The organism is Colwellia sp. F1 (assembly GCF_056238625.1).
The window spans coordinates 141,269-161,515 of sequence record NZ_JBWDLI010000011.1; the positions used below are offsets into that span (position 1 = coordinate 141,269).

The window sequence follows — 20,247 nt, forward strand, 5'->3', positions numbered from 1 at the left end:
TACTATATTTTGGTGTAACAAAATAATATGTAGATTTATGAGGGGCTAATGCATGTCTCAGTAAAGAAGTTTAAAAGCGGAGAACGTTATGTCTTTTTGCTTGATAGTAATGGCGTGCCAGATTTTTGGGTAACACATTTCGTTACGCAAAGGTTGCGTATGAATCAAGCCGCAACTTCGATTGAGATGTACCTCAAAGACATCAAGCATTTAAAAATTTGGGAGTCCATTAATAAAAGGGATTTGCTTGAAGAGATATATCATGGCAAAGTACCGAATCGAAATGACATAAATTCTCTAAAAGAGCATTGTACATATAAGTCGGTGGCTTTTAAGGTTAAGTCAAACAGCAATGTTGTGGATATGGGCACCTTCCACTTGTCTAAAACACATGATATTCCTACTGTTAGCAAACAGTATTATACTAGCCGCATCGCACACATTGCAGAATTTTTACATTTTATTGGTCAAGAACGATCCAAGTACAAGAGTACAGCAGCAAAACTGTTTGATGATCTAGATCGTATGAAAAAACTCTTTAAGAGTGGTCTGCCTAAATCAAGGTCCAAAAAATCATCTCTTGAAAAGACGGGTATTCCAGATGATGCATTTGAAGACTTTGTCGCAGTTTCAAAGCCTGACTCTAAGTACAACCCATTCAAAAATTCAGTAATTAAATTCAGAAATTACCTCATTGTTCAAACATTGTATGAGTCAGGTTTGAGATGCAGCGAGCTGTTAGCATTACAAATTGGTGATATTAGTTCTGACATCAACGATCCAAGGTTGTTTGTTGAACGAAGGCACGACAGTATAGACGATCCCAGATTGAGACAGCCAACCGCTAAGACATTGGGCCGAGGTGTGCCAATTTCGAGAGAGTTAAGAGAATTGCTCTACATTTATATTAAGCAGTATCGTATTAAAACAAAAATATCGATTACACACCCATACATTTTCGTGTCACACAAATCTAAAAAAGGTAGTTATGAAACTGGCTCACCGCTTATTCAACGAACAGTTAATAACTTATTTGAGAAGATTGTAGCCGTCAATCTTGAGCGGTTTGTGAGTATTTCGCCACACTCCTATCGGCACTTTTTTAATGATCAACTATCTACACAAATTGATAAAGAAAGAAAAGCTACACAAGTCGAAGTTAGTAAACTCGAAAAAGAAGGACGACTCGAGGAAGCTAAGCAATATGCATATGAGAATACTATTTCGGAGCAAAGAGAACTTGAGATCCGAGCTGAACTAAATGGCCATTCGTCACTTGCTTCAGGACAACTCTACCTGAAAAGAACAGCGAAAAAACAAGCAACTTTAATACGACAAAAAATGCAAGCAGCACTAAAGTATAAAGTAGAAGGATTGAATAATGGCAAGTAAATTAATAATTGCTACCGCAGCTAAATTTAAATTGAAATCAGATAAACGCATGAGTAAAGCAAACTACAGATTCGATGTGTATGAAGATTTATGGAAATTAGATTCAAATGACACATTAAATTTTACACTTCTATCTTCGTTAAATTTAGCTTCGGCATTTGAAGAGAGCCTCCGCCTCGTTTTGGCAGATTATGCTTCAGAATTTAGTGGGTCATATATCCAAAATTTATTCACATATTGCCGACACCTTTTTACTTTTGGAGTGGTAGATAAGATTCGTGAAAAAGATATTATAAATTTTAAAGCGACTCTTAAATCAGATACCGAATGGAAACTAGGTTATATACGTTCTTTTTTGCTTGATTGGCACGAAAAGGGCTTTAGTGGAATGGAGAAAAAATCAGCTTTCTTGCTTGAGTCACTCAGGCTCAAAGGTACACAAAAGGGTAAGGCAGTCGCTACTGGGTGTCCGTACAGTGGTGCTTATACGTTTGAGGAACAAATTGCATTCATCAATTGGTATGTCAATGCTTATACCGAAAAACTGATCAGTCTTGAAGGTTATGCATTCATTATGGCTTTACAGCAAACTGGAGCAAGACCTATCCAGTTAACGTATTTGTATTTTGGCGACTTAACCACAAGAATAGAAGCAGGTGTTGAGCATTTCGATCTAAATTTACCTAATGCTAAGAAACGAAATAAATCTATCAGAGAATCTTTTCATCATAGGGAGGATATTAGCGAGGACTTAATGTTAGTGCTCTCAGCGAAAGCCAAACATTCAGTAGGAGTAATAGAAAAACATTTTGACATTAAGCTTGATGATGATGAAAGGAAAATAGTCCCTATTTTTCTTCGCGAAATTGAGTTAGGTGAAGTGAGTAGCTTTAATTCTTTTGTGAAGATTACTAAATCAAAGCCCGATTATTTTTGTTTGAGAAGGACTGGTTATTCCGATTTGATTGCGCGTATTGCAAAGTTATGCCCGCTTAAAACCCGTCGTATTATAGTTAACGGTGAGCCTGGCGATCTGCATATCAACCCACGCCGATTCCGTTATACGCACGCAACTAACATGGCAATTATGGGGGCCAGCTCATTTGCTATAGCAAATGAGCTGGGACACGAAGACATTCAGCACGTCAAGGTATACACAGAATTCAAAGAAGAAATCGCTGACAGGATTGATGCTGCTTTAGCGCAGAGCTTAGTTCCTCTTGCACAGGCATTTTCAGGGACTTTAATCGACAGTGAAAAAGACGCAATCCGCGCTAATGATCCGCGTAGCCGAATTAATAACAGTAATGGCAAAGTATTGGGAAACTGTGGGGATTTTGGTTTCTGCGCGAACGGTACAATCCACTGTTATACCTGCAACAAGTTTCAACCATGGCTCAACGCACCTCACAAAAAAGTGCTCGACAGCGTTATGTCAGAGCTAGAACGCAAGCGAGATATGGGCGCAAGTGAATTTGTTTTACAAGGTCATAACCGAAGTATTGATGCAATAAAAGTTGTTATAAAAACATGTGAAAAACGCAAAGAAAACCTTAAGAATGAAGGAGCTATAGATGCCTAAAGTCTTGACTTTTTTACCAAAATACGAATTTGATTGTCAGAAAAATTATGACGACTTTATCGCATTCTCAAAAAACGAATTAACACTTTTTTCTGAGTGCGAATATAAAGGTAAAAAAGGCTGGGCTTGTGATAAGTTTATATGGATAACTGCAAAAGGAAGTAAACTCTCCATTGTGCACGGAATTTGTGATAACTCAGTTAATTACACTTTATACAGGTATCCTTACGTTGACTTTGCGAAAGCTTATGTACGTTATGAGCTTTCACTAAATTACAAAGATTCTAAGAATTGGGCATACTCATTAAAATACCTGTACCAGGCGTTGCTTGAGCAAGCAAAAATTAACAAGAAAAAAGCAATTGATGTTATGGATATAAATAACAGTGTAATCAACAGAACTGAAGAACTTATTAGAGCGTCGGGTTTATCTGTAGGTACAAAATTTGGATACGGAAAATCATTGGAAAAAATGTTGTTTTTTCTAAAGAAAATGCGTATTAAGCTTGATCTTCCAAATTGGTTTAACACTTTTCCAAGTAGAGTTACCACTAGAACCGCTGTAGATAAAAAGAGTCGTGAAATCGAGATGGGTAAATGCCCATCGGATTACCAAATGCTGCAAGTGGCTGAAGCCTTCAATCGCGCTGAAACTCCGCGTCAAAAGTATTTTACTAGCCTATGTGTCATGTTAATGTGCCAACCCAGTCGAAGTATTGAATTAAACGGGTTAACCATTCATTCGTTGCAACGTACTGAAAAAGGGCGATGGTACCTAATGTGGCATCCTGCTAAGGGAGGTGACTCGATTCAAAAGTGGATACCAAAACTGCTTGAAGATGTCGTTCAACAGGCATTTGAGCGTCTTATTAATATATCGGCACCAGCCCGAGCAGCGGTAAAATTTGCTTATGATTACCCCGACACATTTATGATTCATGATGAGTGTATAACACCAAAAAACTTCTCAAAAAACAAGTCGTTGACCTTCAACCAGTTCGGAAAGGCGATGGGTCTCAGAACTGGACCTGCGAGAAGGGGGGAGATAAGGGGGTGGCGATGGACTAAAAGCAATTGGATTGATGTTTTAATTTCAGAGTTGAATGATGTGTCCAATTGGAGAAAGCTCATTCCTGAAAATTGTAAATTAGGTCACAACAATGAAATATTGCAGAAAGTTGCAAAACCTGGTCAGAGAATTAAGTACACGAATACAGATCATTCAATTAGATTTCCAAGTTATAATGATTTAGCTACATTAGTATATAGTCAATACAAAACTCAAAACTTTCCTTATTATGGTGAAGTACCTCTTTGGGAAAGTATTTCTTTGGTACGTGATTGTGAATTCAATAAAAAGAAGCCAGTAAAACCTTTTAGTTGGCTCATGATTAACAATCAGAATATCTTGAACGCTATTGGAAACGATATAGAAGATTCTACTAGCATCTTTGAAGATTTAGATATCACCGATGAGGACGGTTCTAAACTCAAACTGACGACTCACAAATTCAGGCACTGGTTAAACACAAAGCTGATCTTATCCGGAGAAGATGATTGGTTGATCGCAAAGTGGTCAGGTAGAGCAGATATAAAACAGAATAAGGACTATGATGGTAGGACTCAAGAACAGAAATCACGACTAACCAAACGAATTGGTCACGTAGTAAAAAATGATGCTGTGATGACCGTCCGACAAGCTAATCAGATGTTAGCGACATATACGTCCGAATTCCCACCACCGCCAATTGTACTGCACAATTTAGCACTACCACTGTCACTTAAATCACTTGGTGTTAGTCGCAAAGGTGTAGCACAGTTTAGTGGGCTAGGTTATTGTGTGCATAATTATGCTGAAAGCCCATGCCTTAAAAGCGGCGATTGTGCGACATGTAGTGATCACGTTTGTCTCAAAGGTATACCTAACACCATTGAAGAGCTGAAAAATATTAATAAACTGCATGAAGAGCAATTGTCTTTCGCGAAAGACAATGCTGAAAATAATGTTTTTGGTGCTGACAGGTGGGTGACTAGTCTAAGCTTTAAACTGGCGAAGCTGAAAACCATTATTTCAATCCTTGATAATCCGAATATGGCTAATGTGACTCAAGTGAGGATCCCAAATGAGTTAGATGTTTCACCGGTTAAGCGTGCGCTAAAAAATGACCAAAATAATGTTTTGTCGAGTTTTTATTTGACAACACTTGCACTATCAACCTTGCCTGAGTGAACTAGAAACTAACCTAGGGCCGGGAAAAAGGATTGTTCAATGCCTAATCTACTCGTTTTCACCGCTAAGCATAAGCTTAAATCTCAGAATAATTATGACGATTTCATTGCGTTTGCAAAAAACAAATTAACTCTGTTCGATGATCATGAATACAATGATCAAAAGGGCTGGGAATGTGACAAATGGTCTTGGATGACTAAGAGTGGAAAGAAAATTACGATTGTCTTTGGCATTAGCGATAGTCGTTCTCTTTACACACCTTATCGCTATGGATACGCGGATTTTGCGAAAGCATATGTGCGTTATGAACTATCGTTAAATTTCAAAGATTCTAAAAGTTGGGCATCATCATTACCTTGGCTTTATAGGGCGTTAGTTGAGAAAGCTATTCATAACAATAAATCCTTAGTTGATGTGATGAACATTGACAATAATGTGATCAACCGCACAGAGGAGCTTATCAATAAATCAAATCAATCTACAGGTGGAAAAAGAAACATCGGTTTGTCACTGGAAAAAGTTATAATATTCATAAAGAGAATGCGCTTCAAATTAGATATCCAAGATTGGAAAAATCCTTTTCGAAGGTCACCTACAACAGAAATAAAATTGGATAAGAAAAGCCGCGAGGTGGAACTAGATAAATGTCCTTCTGATTATCAAATGCTGCAAGTAGCGGATGCTTTTTATCGCGCAGAAACCCCACGTCAAAAATACTTTACCAGCCTATACGTCATGTTAATGTGTCAGCCTAGCCGAAGTATTGAATTAAACGGGCTAACCATTCATTCGTTGCAACGAACCGAAAAAGGGCGATGGTACCTAATGTGGTATCCTGCCAAGAGCGGTAATCCTGTTCGTAAGTGGATACCAAAGCTTCTTGAAGATATTGTCCAACAGGCATTTCAGCGTTTAATTGAGATTTCGGCACCAGCACGAGCATCGGCAAAATTTGCAGATGATTATCCAGACAGATTCATGGTGCATGATGAGTGCATAACACCTAAGTATTTCCCACAAGATAAGCCGCTGACCTTTGAACAATTTGCTAATGCAATCGGTTTTAGCACTGGATTTCGTGCCAATGGTGTAAGGTTGAGTTGGATACATCAAACATCCAGTAAATGGCTGAATGATTTGATATCCTGCTTAAATAATGTACCTAACTGGCGAAAAGCTCTTCTTAAGGGGTACCATATTCTTCCAAACAATAGAATTGTTAAAAAGGTTAATAATTCAAAAGAATGGACGGCTACAAATATTCAGATTAAGTTTCCCAGCTATAAAGATCTTCTGTCTGTAGTGCAAAATCAGTATAAAAGTGAAAAGTTTCCTTATTACGGTGACGCAAAAATCTGGGAATGTATTTGTTTAGTGCGTGAAAATGAGTTTCATAAGAGCTTCAAGGTGAAGCCTTTTAGTTGGGTTCCAGTTGGGCATGGGATGATTGCAGATGCACTGGGATCACAACGAAAAACACATCAATCAAGTGGAAGGACGACGACGACGACCTCGATATTTGAAGAACTCAATATCACTGATGAGAATGGTGCACCACTAAGATTAACGACCCATCAATTTCGGCACTGGCTGAACACGAAACTGATATTGGCAGGTGAGGAGGATTGGCTTATTGCAAAGTGGTCAGGACGGGCGGATATCAATCAAAATAAAGCCTATGATGGAAGGACTTATCAGCAGAAATCACGATTAATAAAGCGTATTGAACCTGTTGTAGAAAGTAAAGGCACAATGACTATCGCTCAAGTCAGTCAATTACTAGTATCATGCACATCAGAATATCCGCCTCAACCCATGCTACTTCACGATTTAGGACTTCCAGTTTCACTAAAGTCACTTGGTGTGGAACGTGTAGGCGTAGCCCAGTTTACAGGGTTAGGATACTGTGTGCATAACTATGCTGAGAGCCCTTGTGTCAAAAATGGTGATTGCTCGATCTGTTGCGAACATGTTTGCCTCAAAGGCATGCCCAATACACTTGAAGAGCTTAACAAAATTGCTAGTCTATATGAGGAGCAATTATCGAATGCTAAAATCAATGCCGAGGAGCGAGTTTTCGGCGCTGACAGGTGGGTTACCAGTATTGGCTTTAGACTATCGAAATTGAGAACTATCATTGCGACTCTTGAAGATCCCCATACCCTCTCTGGTAAGCAAGTAAGGATACCTGATGAGTTAGATATCTCGCCTGCCAAACGCTCTCTTAATATGGATGAAACTAATACGATACCAACGTTAGATTTAACAGCATTAGCAATAAATAGATTAGAGGAGTAGATATGGCTTTTATGCAAGACAACAAACAGGCCATTCTGGTTATTATTGACGGATGGCAGGGTAAGTTGACCTATGAGCTTTTATCTAAAAGGCTGCAAAATGAACTCGGCTTGAAACATCCCCCATCGCGTCACACATACTTAAAGCATGACGAAATTGATCATGCTTTTAGATTGAAAAAAACAGAGTTAAAGGGCAAAAAGTCACAAGCCATCAATGAGGCAAAACTACTATTTAATAACTCTGACAAACTAAGTAGTGTGTTGGCTGATTTACGTGATAATAACGACACTATCTCTGAGCTTATAAAATGGGTTGATAAGCTTGAAAAGGAGAACAAAAGGCTAAATTCAGAGAATCAACGACTTTCAAGTCAAAACAATATTTTATTAGAGCGCTTTGCCCGTTGGCAACACAATTTAAATAAAATGGATAATGTTGATTTAAACAAAGTTGCGGAAACTATTGATACTGGCTTACCAGCAAAAAATAGAGATTAGGCACATGTTATTATTTAATAAATTAATTGAGAAATAAAATTAATTTTTGACTTGTTTCATTCAGAAGATTTATAACTAGAACATGCTTCTTGGCAAAACTTAGTAATATATTCATCTATATGTAACTAAGTCGTCGCGCGATAATTGATCCGACAGTCATTTTTAGGAATTTATAGATAGGGTGACACAGCTCTTTTTGAGTTTATAACAAGTATAATGAAAAGGCTTTTGTTGGCGGGAGAACATCTATGGGAAGTGACGCGGATTATCTTAATGAAACTGATTATGGGTTTCTAAATGAGGGAGAGTTTCCATCTGGATGGGGGGAAGATGAATACAAAGAAAAGCTAACCAATGAAACACTCGAAACTTTGTTGTCTGATATCTATGATAGCTTATATACATCAGATCACCATTATTTCAAGACTTTCAAAGAGGCATTGGCTTGGGCAAAAGTTAATGTAGGTCGCACTGTCGGAAGGAGACCTAAGAATGATTTGATCCCCGAAGAACAAAGTTTGCGCTATACATACGAGTCACTAACAAGAGAGGAGAAAGAAGATTACCCTTTCAGAAGGCTTTCCAATAAAAATAGCAAACTAAAGAGCTCTTACTTTTTTGAGAGTGACACTCTTCATTTTCATGAAGGATATGCAAATGAATGGGAAATTTTGTCTATCGAGTCTAGTAATTTCTTCGCACCTATAAAATCTGATTTTCGTCTCATGAATGAGCATTTTCTAGATTCTTTAGCTTCTCAATATATATGCATCACATTAGAAAAAGAACCAGGACCAATGTTACCTACAAAGTCGGAATATATTAAACAAGAACTAAAAATGTGTTGTAACGATCCCGCTTATAGAGCAGAAATCAGTAGTCTAGTGCGGTAATAATTTAATCATTCATAAATTTTAGGTATATATCATTAAGCTATGCATTGGGCCGTTTATGATATATACCTGTAAATAATTTTGTATCACTGAAAGTTTCATATTAAGTGTTGTCTGAAGCTATCGATTTGGCCGAAGCCATTGACCTTATTATTTGGTCATCCTTATTCTTACTAAGAACAGTAATTTCAGATTATAAGAAGTAAACTAAGTCTCATACAAAAAATATTAAACCTTGAACAATTTATTAAAATTAGCATTTAGTTTTAGCTCATTATTAATGTCCGAACAAGGTTTTAAGTTCACATCTAGTGATGGAACTTCAACGGTAATAATGAGCTTGAACTAGACCCACAAACAAGCAGTATATTTTAGTTAACCTCAGCTCGGGATAAGAACAAACTAAATTGAACTAAGTGCCCGTTCCACGATCCGATCTTTCGACCAAGAAAAAACAGAAAGATAATAAGGAACGGGCATGAACAAATTAGTTGAAATATTCTGTGATGTCGATGATTTTTGTCGCGTATTTGTCCCTCAATGGGAAAAACAATTAATTGCAGATGGTAATATAAAGCGAAATCGCCCCTGCCGTATGGCGATGAGTGAGGTTATCACTATCCTTATTGCTTTTCATACCTCTAATCATCGCGACTTTAAGAATTATTATAAAGGTTATATCGCTAAATTTTACCGCTCTCATTTTCCAAGCTTATTGAGTTACACTCGATTCTTAGAAGTGATGCCTAAGGCTATCGTGCCACTATCTAGCTATTTTTCGATACTAAAAGGTGAATCTACAGGCATTGAATTCATTGACTATTAGGCGTCAACTAACTTGTCCGGTCGGCGTCAATTAACTTGGCTGGTATTTGAGTTTATTTTCATTGCTTGTTTTTTACGATAGCTTTCTCCTTGTATTTGGTAGATATCACTGTGATGTACAAGTCGGTCTATAGCTGCAACAGTCATCATGTTGTCACCGAATATACTATCCCACTCACTGAAAGCTTGATTTGATGTGATCAACATACTGCCTCGTTCATATCGATGAGCAATCAATTCAAATAATACCTGACTTTCACTATCATTCTTCTTCACATAGCCAATATCATCCAAGATCAATAGCTCATATTTATCGAGTTTTCTTAAGGCATCATTCAAACCTAGTGTTTCTTTAGCACGTTGTAATTCTTGTACTATCGTCGTGCTAGTACTGAACTTAACTCGCACCGACTTTTCCAGTAATGAGTAACCTATCGCACACGCTAAGTGAGTTTTCCCTAAGCCACTTGCCCCAAACAGTAATACATTATGACCTTGTCTAACCCAATCTATTTGATTCGTTTTTTGTTTGATTTGTAGCGATGTTACCCCTTCGATTTCGTCAAAATCATATTGATGAAGCTGCTTACCTACGGGTAATTTACTCTCTTTAAGAAGCCGCTTTAAGCGACTCTCATGGCGATAATTCGCTTCAAGTTCGCATAACTCAGCAAGAAACAACTCAGGCTCCCATTGCTCTGACACGGCCTTTTGAGCGATAACTTCCCATTCTTTGGCTATCGCACTTAAGCGCAGCTCTTTCAACAATATTGGTAAGCTTTGAATGTTAGCCATGCATACCTCCAAGCAAGCTATCATAATCACTTATGTGATGTTGATGGCTGACAATATTAGGTACTGTAACCATACTAGGGCCAAACAATTTACGACACATATCAATCGATATACGTTTGCCTTGCTCATGGTTTTTCAGTACATAGCGGCCAAGGGCGTCTTCGCAATGATAGTTATGAGCGAGTAATAATAGATCAACCATATATCGGCAGTCTTTGTCACTAACGTGCTGCGCGGTTAACTGCTGCCACAATAAACTGAAATCACCTTCTGGTATTAAGTCTTCTCGTAACTGTGAATATTTGAAGGCATTGGGCTTTTTCGCCAGTGAGTGGATCACATGTTTATAGTCTACCGCGCGTGCTCGCTGGTGCCCTTGGGCATAAATTCTGGGCAGTGATAAAGTCTCTTCATGACCAAGAAATAAAGCGAGCCGGGTATCATAAATATGAACCAGTAAACGATGACCAATAAGCCTGGAAGGTACGGTATATGTCACTCGTTTGATGCTGATAGTGCTACTGGATGTGACCTTAACATATTGCTCACTAAAATCGTTAGTACGGCGTTTTGGTAGCGCGGTTAAGTGCTTGCGCTCCTCATCAAAGCGTGTTTTACATTGACGATTGATTTTGGCGACAATTAGATCTACAAACGATTGATACTCGGTAATTGTCGCGAAGTCACGACTACCGCGTAAACGCAATTGCTGATCTACTTTTTGTTTTAAATGGCTATGAGCCACTTCAATCGCACCATTTTCATGCGCCACACCTTTATTATTGCGAGTCGCTATAACGCCATAATGTTTGCATAGTTTTTGATAACGTTCGGTTAAGGTTTCTTGTTCATAATGGTTATTGAATGCGGCACTTAAGCTATCCGTTCGATGTGTCTGTGGTACGCCACCACTGCGCCAAAAAGCATTTTGTAAGCCTGTGGAAAGTGACTCAAAGCTTTCTCCACTAAAGACAACCTGAGCATACGACCAACCACTAAACACTAACTTGTAATGAAAAAGTTTATGCTCAAAGGCTTCACCGGCAATGCTAATATTGAGCTTATTCATCCAGGTGTAATCCGATATCCCCATAAATCCTGGCATATACTTTTGACGAAAGATGACTTCTTGATCTGGCCCTTCAGTGGCTAGCCATTTTTTGACTCGACGTTGCAACGTGCGTAAATGGTTACGGCCGAACTTACCCGGCATAACATTATCTAGCTGATCTAATAACGTTACAGGTTGAAGCTTAGGATCTGCTTTAAGTAGTGGAATAAGATGTAGTTCAAAGGCACCATCAAGGGGATCTTTTCGGGTTCGATATGCTCTAGGTTGCTTTGTTGTTGAATGTTGCCCTGTATCAATGCGACTGGCTGTGCGCTCTGACATCCCCGCTTGGGCGGCAGCTGTTGTTTGTTTATGGTCCTTACGATAAGACATATATAAATTAACCTGTTGTTTGGTTATGGGTTTTCCAGACATATCTTTCTCTGTTGAATTTGATATATCTGAAGTGTACCAAAACCAGACAAGCTAATTGTCGTGAACCGGCCAAGCTAATTGTCGCCTAATACATTGACTCTACAAGCATAAAAGTATGTCATAACCTAAGAATACCTAGACACAAAACATTTGACGGTATAGCCGAACGCGGCAAAGGAACAATGGGTTGGTTTTATGGGTTCAAACTCCACTTAGTCACCAACTTTAAAGGTGAAATAGTTGATGCTAAATTAACAACTGGCAATGTTCACGACACAAAGCCTGTATTAGCATTAGCTAAAAACCTCAAAGGAAAATTGTATGCTGATAAAGGTTATATCAGCAAAAAATTAACAGCCGATTTAAAAGAAAAAGGTGTTGATTTAATAACGACAGTACGTAGTAACATGAAAGCCAAAGCAATGTCATTATGGGATAGAGCCATGTTATCTAGACGGTTTATTATCGAAACGATAAATGGTCAATTAAAGAATATTTCTCAAATAGAACACTCTCGTCATCGCAGCCCTAATGGGTTTATGTTGAATTTACTTGCAGGATTAGTGGCTTATTGTCTTAAAGAAAACAAGCCAACCCTTAATATTAATGATGTAGAGAAGAATGCTATGGTTAAGGCTTAACCCGATCTGAGGTTAGTTAAACTTATCCTGAGTATGATCATGGTTTCTCAAAAGTTTAATGATCGCTTTTGTGGCTATCTGAGGGTGGTTTTATTGTTTGTTAGTTTAACGTTAACAAAGATACAATAGAGGGCAATTCTTTAAGGGCCTATTTATCAGATTTGGTGATTATTGGTTTAGCAACTAATTTTAGGTATGTCTTTCCAGTTTGTTGTGAATTGAGGGCTTAGAAAGTCTCTCTTCATTTGCCATGTGTCGGTCTGACCTTCACTACCGAGTTTCAAAGTCCCTTGTCCATAACGGTTGTTGATAGTATCAAAACACTTCATTAACACTGGATTCGAATTATCAGGCATGAATAAATCAGGTTGCTGAAACTCTCTACTTTCTAATCCAATAGCACCAACCCCACAACGATAAAAACGAACCCCAACAACAAATATATCGGCTAGCACTATACTAATCGCCTTAGCAATATCACAACTGTTATCTGTTGCTACCGGAAAGTGGTAAACCATTGCGTGTTTATAATAGTTATCATCGTGAGGTGAGCTGGATGCAAAAATCATGAGCTTTTTAATTAACGAGGACTGTTGCCTTACTTTTTTAGCAACAATAGCTCCGTGTGTCGCTAGTGCTGATTGTAATGTATGGATATCAACAATACGCTGACCAAAACTACGCGTTGAAAATATTTCCCGTTTAGATCCTTTAATGTCATCCCACGATAAGCAGCTAATACCATTTAACTCATTAATTGTTCTTTCAGTGACTACACTAAATTCCTTTCTCATTGCTTTAGGGTCTTGAGCCGATAATTGGTAGGCTGTCTGAATACCTTGTTGATTCAACCGCTGAGCTATTTTTCTCCCAACGCCCCATACATCACTGACAGTCATCTTTTCTAAAATTATTTTACCGTTATGGATGTTATCAATGACAGCTACGCCATTATAACCACTGAGTTTTTTTGCTGCATGGTTAGCTGCTTTGGCTAGGGTGGGTGTTATGCCAAAGCCTACTCCGACAGGTAGCTTGGTTTCTTTCCAAATGGCTCGTCTAATTTCATGACCGTATTTGTGCCAATCTTTAATTAAGCCATTATAATTTTTAAATAATAGAAAGGATTCATCGATAGAATAAATGTGCTGATTATCACAATACCGTGCGATAACATTCATCATCCGTTCACTTAAATCGGCATAAAGCTCATAGTTAGAAGAGCGTACAACAACACCGTGTTTTTCTAAAAACCATTTTATTTTAAAGTAAGGCTCAAACTTAGGGATACCTAACTTCCTAGCAATAGGGCATACAGCACAAATACACCCATCGTTATTGGTCAATACAACTACAGGCTTATTTCTGATGCTTGGGTCAAATACCTTTTCCGCACTGGCGTAAAAAGAAACTGCATCAACTAGTGCATACATGCTGTTAATTCTGGGGCTTGATGATGTAGTCTAATGGAGCGTGTAACAACACCTTCTAATTGAAAATCATCTTCAGGGTTTATTTTCACTGGTAGATGACCTTTGGAGGCTGACACCAATCTTGCCTGTGGCTTATCTATTATTTTACACACAAAGCATCCATTAAAATTAGCCACTATCACATCACCATTTTTAACAGCAAGTGAGCGGTCAACTATGAGTAAGTCACCATCAAATATCCCGATATCTTGCATCGAGTGACCTGATGCTTGACCAATGAAGGTGGCATTAGGATGACGGATAAGTAACTTATCTAATGATAAGCTGAGCTCCTTATATTCTGCTGCTGGGGACTCGAAGCCAGTTATCCCTGCTTCAATATAAATAGGTATCACTTTCATAAAAAAAACCTAATTAACTGTATTTTTATACAGTATAGTTTCATTATTAAATTTTAGAAAGGTTTATTCATCAGATAAATTGATGACGCTTATCTTCAATGCAGCATAACGAGTTGAGTGTTAAACTTGAGGTTTTAGATACTTAATTCGTAAACCACTCACATCGAGCTGTGCCTGATAATCAATAAAGATAATAGGCATATTTACATAACAATTTATCCATAGGTCGAAGAATGAAAACAATTTTAAGCTTATTGGTTGCCATTTTAATAGCAACCCCTGCTATAGCCGCAAACCAAGAGATACAATCCTTTAGTAAAGCCAAAAGATTATTAGAGCAAAAGGTGTATAACGACCACCGTAAAACACTTTATTGCAATGCTACATTTAATATTAAGAAGGAAGTGATACCACCTAAAGGGTTTACTACCTCTAAATATCTCAAACGCGCTAAAAAAATAGAATGGGAGCATGCACTACCAGCAGAGAACTTTGGTCGTACTTTTACTGAATGGCGTGAAGGTCATGAGCAATGTCTTAGTAATAAAGGGAAAGCATTCAAGGGACGTAAATGTGCAGAGAAAGTAAATATAGAATACAGATATATGCAAGCAGACATGTTTAATCTTTACCCTGCCATTGGCGCAGTTAATGCTTTAAGAAGTAATTATAACTTCACCATGTTACCTGATGTTAAAAGTGATTTTGGTAGTTGTGCAATGAAAATTGAAAATCGTAAGGCAGAGCCGCCTGAGGCAGCCAGAGGAAGAATAGCACGCACATATTTATATATGGAAGATACGTATAAGCGATATAACATGAGCAAAGCACAACGCCAACTAATGGCTGCTTGGGATAAAATGTATCCCGTAGATGCCTGGGAATGCAGTAGAGCAGAAAAGATTACCATGCTACAAAAAAGTGAAAATAACATTGTTAAAAGTCGATGTGATGCTTTAAATCTTTAGTTAATAAGCTTCACATATAGTCAGTAAACTCTGGGGGATAATCAATCTTATCAAATAAGAATGAATCTACACTTCCCCGTTTAACTTGTTCAGTATATAAGGATGCTAACTCGACTGAGCCAAAATAAATATTGATGGCATTAATGGCATGTGATTTAGAGTGAGTTAGCGCTGTATGTTTATTGGTCGCTATAAACAACCAAGTATCAACGAGTATTACTGGTGGATATCCTTTCATGTCATCATCATCCTTAATGTATCATTCTTTAACTATAGAACATGATTATTAGAATGCGAATTTTGACAATTTTCGAACCAACGATGGAGGAAGTCGCAATTAATCTGACTCATATAGTTGATTATATTCAAATGAGCCTTAAACATATCTAATGTATTAGTGATTATGCTCACCTAAATTTAAGTCAGCTAGGAGCCTAAAGCGGTCTAAAACTGTTTCTAATAATCACTCAATCCAATAGTCACTTTGATACGATTGCTGACATTAACATCAATGGATTTTTGAGCTATTTTTAGTGTTCATTAGAAGTTGAACTACCGTCATCTTGATAGTCAACAAAGCGACTATAAACCCAAAATAATATTAATTATAATGTTAATTTTGGCTTGATGAAGTCTATAAATGCTTTAACCCTTTCATAAGCTGCCGACGATTTATAAAATACAGCATTCACCAACTCCCTATCAGTACCTTCAATTCTATACGAGTCTATTAATGAAATGAGCTTACCTGACTCGATATCGTGATTAACCATAAAGCCAGATAAACATGTTATACCAACTCCCGACAAAGCTAGTTGACGGATGGTTTCTCCATTACTTGCCGTTATTGTCGGTGTGATTGTATCTAACTCTCTAATCGGCCATTTATTAAGAGTTTTGATATTTGAAAAACCGATTAATGTATGGTTTTTCAAATCTGTTGGCTTTTTAGGTAAGCCGTTTTGTGCAATATATTGAGGAGAAGCAACGATAAAAAGGGAACTTTTTCCTAAAGTTTTGGCATGTAATGTTGAGTCATCTAATTTCCCTATTCTAATTGCTACATCGGTACGTTTCTCAATTAAATCGGCTATTCCCTCATTAGAATTAAGCTCAATTTCAATACTAGGGTAAGCTTTTTTAAAAGCATTTATATGAGGCGCTATTTGATGAAATATAAATGGGCTAACAGCATCAATACGTAACTTCCCTTGAGGGATCTTTGCTTTAACGGTTATTTCTGCTTCTGCATTATGAATATGCTGAAGACCAATATTTACCGCATCAACAAATTTCTTACCTTCATCTGTCAGCATAACTCGTCTAGTTGTACGAATTAAAATAGTTGCTCCAAGATCTTTTTCTATTTTCGTTACAGAGCGTGATATACGAGCAACTTGAATATTTAATGCGTCAGCGGCAGCAGAGAATCCGCCAAACTCAAGAACGGCTAATAAAAGCTCTAAATCATCTGATCTTGTTTTTAAATTCAAATTAACTCCATTTATTACAATAGTATTTTGTAAATAACACTGTTTATTGCAACAGTCTAGCAGGTAATAATTACGCCAACAAATAGAAGTAAGGGCTTCTACAACTCCCTAACTTCACACCACTGTATTAATTAAACTTGGAGATTATGATGCCACTAGCATTACTTGCATTAGCACTCAGCGCTTTTGCGATAGGAACAACTGAATTTGTGATTGTTGGATTACTACCAACAATGGCACAAGACCTTAGTATATCAATCCCTTCAGCAGGCTTATTGGTTAGCCTATACGCATTAGGTGTAGCGATTGGAGCACCTGTTTTAACCGCTTTTACAAGTAAGTGGAATAGAAAAAGTGTTTTATTATCGGTTATGGGGTTATTTGTTATTGGAAACTTAGTCGCTTGGCAGGCACCTAGTTTTGAAGCATTAATAATAGCTAGAATATTAACAGGACTGGCACATGGCGTATTTTTTTCCATAGGCTCTACCATTGCCACCAGCTTAGTACCGAAAGAAAAAGGAGCAAGTGCTATTGCCATTATGTTCACAGGATTAACCGTTGCTTTAGTAACTGGGGTTCCATTAGGTACTTATATCGGTCAAATTTTTGGTTGGGAAGCTACTTTTTTAACCGTATCTATTTTAGGTTTATTAGCCATGATTGGCAGCGCTATACTCGTCCCTAGCAATTTAAAGCAAGCTAAACCAACTAATCTTGCCGCACAGGTTAAAGTGTTAACTCATCCAAGGTTATTATTAGTTTATGCGATCACAGCGATTGGCTATGGTGGAACTTTTATTGCTTTTACTTACTTAGCACCAATTCTTAATGAAGTAACTGGCTTTGAATCTAGTTCGGTAGGTTTAATACTTTTAGTGTACGGTATTTCAGTTGCTGTAGGAAACATATGGGGTGGAAAAATGGCTGATAATTTTGGTCCTATTAAAGCGTTAACAATAATTTTTTCAGGACTTGCTGCTATATTATTAGTCTTAAACTTTACCGCTTATAATCCAGTTGCAGCTGTGATAACTATTTTAGTATGGGGAGCATTTGCTTTTGGCAATGTACCTGGCTTACAAGTTTATATTGTAAAACTAGCAGAAAAGTATACACCTGATGCAGTAGATGTTGCATCGGGTCTAAATATCGCAGCTTTTAATATAGGCATTGCAATAGGAGCATGGGGAGGCGGTATCATCGTTGAAGAATATGGTTTAATGAATACTCCTTGGGTTGGCGCAATTGTTGTTTTAATTGCACTTATTCTCACTCGATATAGTGGAATGCTAGATCGAAAGGGACAAGCTCAGAAATTAGTTAAAACCATAGCCTAAACTTGAAGCTCTGCTTTGATATCTCAAAGCAGAGCTTATGACATCATATCTATAAACATTTACGACTGTTTCAGGCTCAAAATAACATATAGTGGTTCAGGGGTTACGGCTGCAATGAGCTTAAAATAGCCTCACAAGTGAGCAGGGAATTTTGGTTAATATTACCTTAAATATGCTCCTGAATTTGCAAAGCATTAATGTCCGCAATTGGCTAGCTGAAGAACTCTCTGATGATCACTGGCTTAATGTTAACAAAGATACAAGATGACGTTCCATCATTTCAATGTAAGGCTCAGCGCACCTTGTAAATTACAAACCACTAGAACTCCAAACTCTTCGTAATTTAAAATAAGGGGATTTGTTGATTAAATTGAAGTAACTTGTTATTAGCGTTGTTTATCAATTTTCAAAAAAGACAAATAGTGTTTTTTTAGTATATTTGAAGAAGGTTTAATCGTATTTTGAAAAAGTTTTTTGCCATTTAAAGACTGGTAGTATTTATCCTGAATACTTGCAGAAACAACCAATGTATAGCAATCAGGTTTTATTGATATAAGAAACTTATCAAAGAGTCGATGTATATCAACTCGCAAACCTTCCAACACCTCAATAACCACATAATCAGTATAACCTTCAATTTTTGCAGCATACGTTTGGGTATCTTTATTAATATAACTAATTTCAGCTTTCATAATTATCCTTATTTTTTTCAAAATGTTAAATTTTTCATTTAATATTCGTCTGAGGTATCACTCTGAAACTCCTATAATTAGGCGTAATTGATGTGTTAATTCTTCTTTTAATTTTTTAATTCTATTAAGTTCTTCCAGAAGAACATCCTGCCTTGCGAATATTTCATTCACTTGTTCATCTTTTAAGTGCTGACGATATAGTCGTTTTTCTAGCCTCCTATACTCATCTATACCAAAAAAGATACCACTTTGGAATTCGTCTATTAATTGGTCTAAATCTTTAGGTAGTAAAATTCGGTTTAAGCTAAAATAATTAAGTAGTTTCTTCCATGATTGAAAAAAATTAATATAACTTTTTTCATCATCTTTATTAGAGTTGATGGCATTATTTATATGACTCTCAAAGTCGGTCAATAATCTAAATAACTCAATAATAACTTCAGCTTGTTTCTCAAAGATGCCACTATATGAAACTTGTAATCGAATTCTTTCTTTTTCAAGATCAGACTGAACTACAGCAAAGGATTCTTTAGCAACATGCTCTATATTGCTTTTAAACGTTGAGATATCTTTGTTTAACCAATGAGTAATAATAGATTTGGCTAAAAATGCTAAAACCCCTAAAACTATTGTATTAGCAGAAATTATCGCAATTAAAGAATTCCACTCCATTTTATTTGTATTCCTTATGTCCGATTTAAAAAACTAAATACCTAATTGCTGAAAAGTATCCTGAGTGACTTCTTTATAGATTGCTTGAATATTGGTGGGGTTGTAGACCTCACTACCCATATTCTTAACCCTAGGCACATAACATTTCAGGTCTTCATTGTATTCCACTGAATCAAAGTTCATCCCTTCTACGAATAATGGATGTTTTATTAAGTTGATATTTAAGACTTCTTGGATTTCTACTAGGGAATGGATAGACATAGTTAAATTTCCTTATTTATAATGAGTAATAAAACAATAGCAAACACTCTTTGACTATGTAAAGAGCCTACAGAAATCTATTATAAACACTTAAAGTAATGTTCATCCCATCAAATCAGGCTTTAAAGGTACAAATTAATTCTTTTATTATTTAAAATAGAGTTTAACATTAGGAAAATATAATTTTTCGCAATTATCGCAGTTTTAGCGCTTAATTTGGTAATGTTCAAAAATCTGTGTCATTTCGGTAAACTGGTAAAAAACAGGAATGACACATGACAAATCAATTCAACTTCGAAGATGCAGTTAAAGCACTTCAATCAGGTAAAAAACTTACTGGTAAAG

Annotated in this window: 17 protein-coding genes and 2 pseudogenes; 10 read left to right on the forward strand and 9 right to left on the reverse strand. The window is 37.0% G+C overall.

The window, feature by feature from the left end; translation table 11 throughout:
* Window positions 1-48: 48 nt before the first annotated feature.
* From AC0UA9_RS12095 to AC0UA9_RS12125, 7 genes and pseudogenes are all read left to right on the forward strand, one after another.
* The gene (locus AC0UA9_RS12095; protein WP_475660352.1) at window positions 49-1,392 is read left to right on the forward strand and encodes a tyrosine-type recombinase/integrase; all 1,344 of its coding nucleotides are present in this window, start codon (window positions 49-51) and stop codon (window positions 1,390-1,392) included.
* Window positions 1,382-2,974 (forward strand): site-specific integrase, encoded by a 1,593-nt coding sequence (locus tag AC0UA9_RS12100; RefSeq protein ID WP_475660353.1) that lies wholly within the window; start codon window positions 1,382-1,384, stop codon window positions 2,972-2,974. The genes AC0UA9_RS12095 and AC0UA9_RS12100 overlap by 11 nt, the downstream gene beginning before the upstream one ends.
* A complete protein-coding gene (locus AC0UA9_RS12105; RefSeq protein WP_475660354.1) occupies window positions 2,967-5,204 on the forward strand; it encodes a hypothetical protein in 2,238 nt (745 codons plus the stop codon). The genes AC0UA9_RS12100 and AC0UA9_RS12105 overlap by 8 nt, the downstream gene beginning before the upstream one ends.
* Window positions 5,205-5,243: 39 nt before the next feature.
* On the forward strand, window positions 5,244-7,502 hold the full coding sequence (locus tag AC0UA9_RS12110; RefSeq protein ID WP_475660355.1) for a hypothetical protein: 2,259 nt from the start codon (window positions 5,244-5,246) through the stop codon (window positions 7,500-7,502).
* Between the two features lie 2 nt (window positions 7,503-7,504).
* Window positions 7,505-8,002: a hypothetical protein gene (locus AC0UA9_RS12115; RefSeq protein ID WP_475660356.1), complete on the forward strand. Its 498-nt coding sequence runs from the start codon at window positions 7,505-7,507 to the stop codon at window positions 8,000-8,002.
* 248 nt (window positions 8,003-8,250) lie between these two features.
* Window positions 8,251-8,895 (forward strand): hypothetical protein, encoded by a 645-nt coding sequence (locus AC0UA9_RS12120; protein ID WP_475660357.1) that lies wholly within the window; start codon window positions 8,251-8,253, stop codon window positions 8,893-8,895.
* A gap of 478 nt (window positions 8,896-9,373) precedes the next feature.
* Window positions 9,374-9,715: pseudogene (locus AC0UA9_RS12125) on the forward strand (IS982 family transposase); the annotation flags it as partial.
* Window positions 9,716-9,747: 32 nt separating this feature from the next.
* On the opposite strand, the gene istB reads toward AC0UA9_RS12125, so the two are convergent.
* Together istB and istA are read right to left on the reverse strand one after the other, a co-directional pair.
* A complete protein-coding gene (istB, locus tag AC0UA9_RS12130) occupies window positions 9,748-10,515 on the reverse strand; it encodes an IS21-like element helper ATPase IstB (RefSeq protein ID WP_475660358.1) in 768 nt (255 codons plus the stop codon).
* The gene (istA, locus tag AC0UA9_RS12135; RefSeq protein ID WP_475660359.1) at window positions 10,508-12,001 is read right to left on the reverse strand and encodes an IS21 family transposase; all 1,494 of its coding nucleotides are present in this window, start codon (window positions 11,999-12,001) and stop codon (window positions 10,508-10,510) included. Before istA ends, istB begins: the two co-directional genes overlap by 8 nt.
* Window positions 12,002-12,090: 89 nt before the next feature.
* Between istA and AC0UA9_RS12140 the strand changes: the two are divergent.
* Window positions 12,091-12,642: pseudogene (locus AC0UA9_RS12140) on the forward strand (IS982 family transposase); the annotation flags it as partial.
* 176 nt (window positions 12,643-12,818) lie between these two features.
* Here AC0UA9_RS12140 and AC0UA9_RS12145 read toward each other — a convergent pair.
* Together AC0UA9_RS12145 and AC0UA9_RS12150 are read right to left on the reverse strand one after the other, a co-directional pair.
* On the reverse strand, window positions 12,819-14,075 hold the full coding sequence (locus AC0UA9_RS12145) for a Y-family DNA polymerase (protein ID WP_475660360.1): 1,257 nt from the start codon (window positions 14,073-14,075) through the stop codon (window positions 12,819-12,821).
* The gene (locus AC0UA9_RS12150) at window positions 14,063-14,476 is read right to left on the reverse strand and encodes a LexA family protein (RefSeq protein ID WP_475660361.1); all 414 of its coding nucleotides are present in this window, start codon (window positions 14,474-14,476) and stop codon (window positions 14,063-14,065) included. Before AC0UA9_RS12150 ends, AC0UA9_RS12145 begins: the two co-directional genes overlap by 13 nt.
* Before the next feature lie 233 nt (window positions 14,477-14,709).
* Here AC0UA9_RS12150 and AC0UA9_RS12155 point away from each other — a divergent pair, with 233 nt between their 5' ends.
* Window positions 14,710-15,444: an endonuclease gene (locus AC0UA9_RS12155; protein ID WP_475660362.1), complete on the forward strand. Its 735-nt coding sequence runs from the start codon at window positions 14,710-14,712 to the stop codon at window positions 15,442-15,444.
* Between the two features lie 10 nt (window positions 15,445-15,454).
* On the opposite strand, the gene AC0UA9_RS12160 is transcribed toward AC0UA9_RS12155, so the two are convergent.
* Window positions 15,455-15,682 (reverse strand): hypothetical protein, encoded by a 228-nt coding sequence (locus AC0UA9_RS12160; RefSeq protein WP_475660363.1) that lies wholly within the window; start codon window positions 15,680-15,682, stop codon window positions 15,455-15,457.
* 367 nt (window positions 15,683-16,049) lie between these two features.
* Complete coding sequence (locus AC0UA9_RS12165) at window positions 16,050-16,937, reverse strand: LysR family transcriptional regulator (RefSeq protein WP_475660364.1); 888 nt, start codon at window positions 16,935-16,937, stop codon at window positions 16,050-16,052.
* A gap of 149 nt (window positions 16,938-17,086) precedes the next feature.
* Here AC0UA9_RS12165 and AC0UA9_RS12170 point away from each other — a divergent pair, with 149 nt between their 5' ends.
* Window positions 17,087-18,277 carry an MFS transporter gene (locus tag AC0UA9_RS12170; protein ID WP_475660371.1) on the forward strand — a complete coding sequence of 397 codons (1,191 nt, stop codon included), beginning with the start codon at window positions 17,087-17,089 and terminating at the stop codon, window positions 18,275-18,277.
* 386 nt (window positions 18,278-18,663) lie between these two features.
* On the opposite strand, the gene AC0UA9_RS12175 is transcribed toward AC0UA9_RS12170, so the two are convergent.
* The 3 genes from AC0UA9_RS12175 to AC0UA9_RS12185 are packed head-to-tail and all read right to left on the reverse strand — an operon-like array spanning window position 18,664 to window position 19,902.
* Window positions 18,664-18,969: a hypothetical protein gene (locus tag AC0UA9_RS12175; RefSeq protein ID WP_475660365.1), complete on the reverse strand. Its 306-nt coding sequence runs from the start codon at window positions 18,967-18,969 to the stop codon at window positions 18,664-18,666.
* A gap of 57 nt (window positions 18,970-19,026) precedes the next feature.
* A complete protein-coding gene (locus AC0UA9_RS12180; protein WP_475660366.1) occupies window positions 19,027-19,641 on the reverse strand; it encodes a hypothetical protein in 615 nt (204 codons plus the stop codon).
* 33 nt (window positions 19,642-19,674) lie between these two features.
* Window positions 19,675-19,902 carry a hypothetical protein gene (locus AC0UA9_RS12185; RefSeq protein ID WP_475660367.1) on the reverse strand — a complete coding sequence of 76 codons (228 nt, stop codon included), beginning with the start codon at window positions 19,900-19,902 and terminating at the stop codon, window positions 19,675-19,677.
* Window positions 19,903-20,247 lie beyond the last annotated feature (345 nt).

Bases quoted from the DNA above. Each gene is read 5' to 3' on its own strand.
- AC0UA9_RS12180 (WP_475660366.1), bottom strand. From the start codon at position 19,641: ATGGAGTGGAATTCTTTAATTGCGATAATTTCTGCTAATACAATAGTT.
- AC0UA9_RS12115 (WP_475660356.1), top strand. From the start codon at position 7,505: ATGGCTTTTATGCAAGACAACAAACAGGCCATTCTGGTTATTATTGAC.
- AC0UA9_RS12145 (WP_475660360.1), bottom strand. From the start codon at position 14,075: ATGTATGCACTAGTTGATGCAGTTTCTTTTTACGCCAGTGCGGAAAAG.
- AC0UA9_RS12175 (WP_475660365.1), bottom strand. From the start codon at position 18,969: ATGAAAGCTGAAATTAGTTATATTAATAAAGATACCCAAACGTATGCT.
- istB (WP_475660358.1), bottom strand. From the start codon at position 10,515: ATGGCTAACATTCAAAGCTTACCAATATTGTTGAAAGAGCTGCGCTTA.
- AC0UA9_RS12150 (WP_475660361.1), bottom strand. From the start codon at position 14,476: ATGAAAGTGATACCTATTTATATTGAAGCAGGGATAACTGGCTTCGAG.
- istA (WP_475660359.1), bottom strand. From the start codon at position 12,001: ATGTCTGGAAAACCCATAACCAAACAACAGGTTAATTTATATATGTCT.
- AC0UA9_RS12120 (WP_475660357.1), top strand. From the start codon at position 8,251: ATGGGAAGTGACGCGGATTATCTTAATGAAACTGATTATGGGTTTCTA.
- AC0UA9_RS12160 (WP_475660363.1), bottom strand. From the start codon at position 15,682: ATGAAAGGATATCCACCAGTAATACTCGTTGATACTTGGTTGTTTATA.
- AC0UA9_RS12100 (WP_475660353.1), top strand. From the start codon at position 1,382: ATGGCAAGTAAATTAATAATTGCTACCGCAGCTAAATTTAAATTGAAA.
- AC0UA9_RS12170 (WP_475660371.1), top strand. From the start codon at position 17,087: ATGCCACTAGCATTACTTGCATTAGCACTCAGCGCTTTTGCGATAGGA.
- AC0UA9_RS12185 (WP_475660367.1), bottom strand. From the start codon at position 19,902: ATGTCTATCCATTCCCTAGTAGAAATCCAAGAAGTCTTAAATATCAAC.
- AC0UA9_RS12105 (WP_475660354.1), top strand. From the start codon at position 2,967: ATGCCTAAAGTCTTGACTTTTTTACCAAAATACGAATTTGATTGTCAG.
- AC0UA9_RS12155 (WP_475660362.1), top strand. From the start codon at position 14,710: ATGAAAACAATTTTAAGCTTATTGGTTGCCATTTTAATAGCAACCCCT.
- AC0UA9_RS12110 (WP_475660355.1), top strand. From the start codon at position 5,244: ATGCCTAATCTACTCGTTTTCACCGCTAAGCATAAGCTTAAATCTCAG.
- AC0UA9_RS12095 (WP_475660352.1), top strand. From the start codon at position 49: ATGCATGTCTCAGTAAAGAAGTTTAAAAGCGGAGAACGTTATGTCTTT.